At 74.6% G+C, this 3,760-nt stretch carries 4 protein-coding genes; 2 read left to right on the top strand and 2 right to left on the bottom strand.

The window, feature by feature from the left end:
• Both ACTIR_RS21925 and ACTIR_RS0105565 read right to left on the bottom strand, forming a co-directional pair.
• Positions 1 to 787 (bottom strand): AAA family ATPase (locus ACTIR_RS21925; protein WP_034238570.1); only part of this gene is annotated, 787 nt, incomplete at its 3' end.
• Complete coding sequence (locus tag ACTIR_RS0105565) at positions 784 to 1,944, bottom strand: exonuclease SbcCD subunit D (protein ID WP_026453530.1); 1,161 nt, start codon at positions 1,942 to 1,944, stop codon at positions 784 to 786. The genes ACTIR_RS21925 and ACTIR_RS0105565, both read right to left, overlap by 4 nt.
• A 224-nt stretch (positions 1,945 to 2,168) precedes the next feature.
• Between ACTIR_RS0105565 and rmuC the strand changes: the two genes are divergently transcribed.
• On the top strand, positions 2,169 to 3,086 hold the full coding sequence (rmuC, locus tag ACTIR_RS0105560) for a DNA recombination protein RmuC (protein WP_026453529.1): 918 nt from the start codon (positions 2,169 to 2,171) through the stop codon (positions 3,084 to 3,086).
• Positions 3,087 to 3,194: 108 nt separating this feature from the next.
• Positions 3,195 to 3,760: DUF6542 domain-containing protein (locus tag ACTIR_RS21920; protein WP_324607088.1), on the top strand; the 566-nt coding region annotated here is incomplete at its 3' end.

Raw genomic sequence — 3,760 nt, 5'->3', positions numbered from 1 at the left:
TCGCGGTGTTCGCGGCCGTGTGCTCCGCCTCCGCGGCGGACACGGCCGTCCGGGCGCGCTGCCGGAGGTCGGCGACCCACGCGGCGTCGGCGTGCTCCGGTTCCTCCTCCTGTGCCTCCTGGGCCAGCCGGGCGAGCAGGTTGTCCCGCTCGGCGCGTTGCCGGTCCAGCTCCCGCCGCCGCTCGGTGCGCAGGTCGGCGAACCACCGCTCCACGTCGGCGAAGCGCTGGGTGCCGAACAGCCGTTCCAGCAGCTTCTCCCGCTCGGTGGTGTCGGCGCGCAGGAACCGCGCGAACTCGCCCTGCGGCAGCAGCACCACCTGGAAGAACTGCTCCGCGGTCATGCCGAGCAGCCGCTGCACGGTGCGGGTGACCTCGTCGATGCGGGTGAGCCCGTCCGCCGGCATCCCGTCCGGAGGCGGGCTCAGCCAGCTCAGTGAGGCCCTGGCCTGCTGGGTCGTGAAGCCCTCCCCACGTCGCTTCGGACGTTGGTACTCCGGTGCGCGCACGATCCGCAGGTGGTGCCCCTGGGCCGTGAACTCCAGCACGACCTCGGTGGCCGTGTCCGCGGGGGCGAGGTCGCAGCGCAGTCGCTGTCTGCCCGCGCCCCGCGCACCCGGCACCGCACCGAAGAGCGCGAACGCGACCGCGTCGAGCAGGGTCGTCTTGCCCGCGCCGGTGTCGCCGTGCAGCAGGAACAGTCCGTCCGCGGCGAGCGTGTCGAAGTCGACGACCTCACGGCCCGCGTAGGGGCCGAACGCGCACACCTCCAGCCGGTGCAGCCTCATCGCGCCTCCTCCCCTCCCGCCGGGGCCCGTCCCGCGTGCTCCAGGGCTTGGGTGAGCAGTGCGTCCTCGCGCTCACCCGGCGGGGCACCCCGGCAGTCCGCGAGGAAGGTGGCCGCGATCTCGCGGTCCGACCGCCCCCGCACGGCGTCGGAGTAACGCAGCACCGTGGTCCGGCCGCCCTCGGGCTCCCACTCCAGGTGCAGCGTGTGCGGGAACCGCTCCCGCAGCTTCCGCATCGCGTCGACCGGGCGCACCTGATCGGTCAGGGTGACCGACAGGTAGCACTCCACCAGGGCGTCGTGTTCGGCCGACTCCACCAGGTCGTCCAGTCTTCCCCGCACGGTGGCCAGTTCCCTCGGCACCGGCAGGTCGCGGCGCTGCACCCCGGCCAGCCCGTCGGCGTCCAGGTCGACCAGCCACACCGCCTTGCGCGCCGTCTCGGAGAACGAGTACGCCACCGGGCTGCCCGAGTAGCGCAGGTGCTCGGCCAGCCGCTGCGGGCCGTGCAGGTGGCCGAGCGCGACGTAGTCCACCCCGTCGAACACCGCCCCCGGGACCTGCTCGACCCCGCCCACCGCGATCGTGCGTTCGGACTCGCTGCCCGCACCGCCGGTGACGAACGCGTGCGCCGCGACCACCGACCGGGTCGACGACGGCCGGGTCGCCAGGTCGGTGGTGACCCGCCGCATGGCCTCGGTCAGCACACCGGTGTGGCCGCGCGCGTCGGGCACCCCGAGGGAGTGCCGCGCGGTGTCCGGTTCGAGATACGGGATGCCGTAGATCGCCACCGGGCCGTGCGCGTCGTGCAGCAGCACCGGGCGGTCGAGGTCGTCGACGGCGGTGCGCAGGTGCAGACCGCCCGACTCGGCGAACTCGCCGAACGCGCCGAGCCGCGCCGCGGAGTCGTGGTTGCCCGGGGTGAGCACCAGCTCCGCCCCCGCCCGCCGCAGCCGGGTCAGCGCGCGCGTCGCCACCCGGACGGCGTCGGCCGAGGGCACGGCACGGTCGTAGACGTCGCCCGCCACCACCACGACGTCGACGGACTCCCGCTCGACCAGCTCGGCGAGGTGGGACAGCACGGCGTCCTGGTCGGCGAGCAGGTCGGCACCGTGAAAGGTCCGGCCCACGTGCCAGTCGGAGGTATGGAGCAGTCGCACGGCGGCCAACCTAGGAGCACCCTCCGACAGAACCGCGCACCGCCCCCGGCGTGTCCTCCGGAGGTGTTGCACTCTGACCGTCGGAACCGGTTTCGTCGGTACCGGCCGTCATCATGGCGACGGGCCCGGCACCGACGGGCAGGGCACCGACGGACGGCGACACGGACGCGGACGACACGAACGCGGACGGCGACATGGCCGGGGACGACGAGGAGGCTGCACCGGTGGGTTCGACGATCCTGGTCACCGCGGCGATCGTGCTCGCGCTCGCCCTGGCCGCGGCGGTGGTGCTGCTGTGGCGGCTGTACCAGGACGGCCTGCGCCGCGCCGACGACGCCATCCGCAGGCTCGACGAGGAACGCGCCACGGTGGACCGGCAGCGGCAGGCGCTGCGCCGCTACGAGGTCACCTTCGCCTCGATCAGCGGGCGCGGTGAGCTCGGCGAACAGGTGCTCACCGAGACGGCGCGCGCACTCGGACTGCGCGAGGGCGTCCACTTCACCCTGCAGACCGACCTCGCCGGGGGCGGCGCGGCCCGGCCGGACCTGCTGCTGAGCGTGGGCGGCGGCCGCACGGTGCCGGTGGACGCCAAGGCGAGCACGGCCTGCTGGGCCGAGGCCGTGGAGACCGACGACCCGGCCGAACGGCGCGACGCGCTGCGGGTGCACGTCCGGAACCTGCGCTCGCGGGCCGCCGAACTCTCCGGCAAGGACTACGCACGCTGGGCCGACGGCATCTACGGCACGGTCCTGTTCCTCCCGTCCGACGCCGCCGTGGTCGCCGCGCTCGACACCGACCCGGAACTGCTGCGCTGGCTGTTGGACCGGCGGGTGTTCCTGTGCGGGCCGACCGGGTTCGCGGTGATCGCCTCCGCCGCGTTGTTCGCCGCGACGGAACGCACCCTGCTCGACGACGTCGAACGGGTGCGGTCCCAGGCCGCGGCCGCGCACCGGGCGGCGGGCAACGCCGTGGACGCGGTCAACCTCTCCGGGACCCACCTGCAGCGGTTCCTCTCCGCCCGCCGCAGGGAGCTGGACGCGCTGGAGGACTTCCGGGCCCGCATCGCACCGCTCACCGAGGCCTCGGCCAGCCCCACCGCCCCGGCGGAGGTGCGCAGGGAGGACGAGGTCTCGGCCACCTGACGCCCGTCGCGGACCGGAATTGCGGCGGCGCCGGGCGGGCCACGGCGGCGTGGGCGAGCACGTGCCTGGTGCCGTGGGTCACCGGCGAAGGGGATACGGTGTCTTCCCGTGACGGCCACACGAGACCGGCGCGGCGATCCGGACACCACAGACGACGCGAACCCGCTCGCCTGGGACAGGCGCTCCGTCATCCGGTCCCGACGCGGACTGCCCTGGTGGGGCGCGACGCTGCTCTGCCTCGGGCTCACCGCGGCGGGTGCGTTCGGCGAGCAGGCGCTGACCGACGGGCTGGGCAAGTCGTACCAGGTCTGTTTCGCGGTCGGCGCGGTGGCCGCCGTGCTCGCGGTCCGACGGCGCGCCGTCTTCGGCCAGATGGTGCAACCACCACTGGTTCTGGCCGCGGTCGTGCCCACGGTGGTGCTCACCGCGTCGGGCGTGCCCGCGGACAGCGACCTGGAGGACAAGGCACTCGCCATCGGGACGCCGCTGACCGGTGGTTTCCCGGCGATGGCGATCGTGACGGCGATGACGGTCGCGCTCGGCATCATCCGCTACCGGCGGGAACGCGCCCCGGCCACCGGCTCCCGCGGAGCCCGGCCGCGGACCGGGGAGGGCAGCGAGGACCGTGTCCGTCGGGACCGGCCGCCGCACGGCGACCCGGACGACGCGGAGCG

The sequence above is a fragment of the Saccharomonospora iraqiensis subsp. iraqiensis genome (assembly GCF_000430445.1).
GTDB lineage: Bacteria > Actinomycetota > Actinomycetes > Mycobacteriales > Pseudonocardiaceae > Saccharomonospora > Saccharomonospora iraqiensis.
This window is presented reverse-complemented; position numbering and strand designations above follow the sequence as displayed.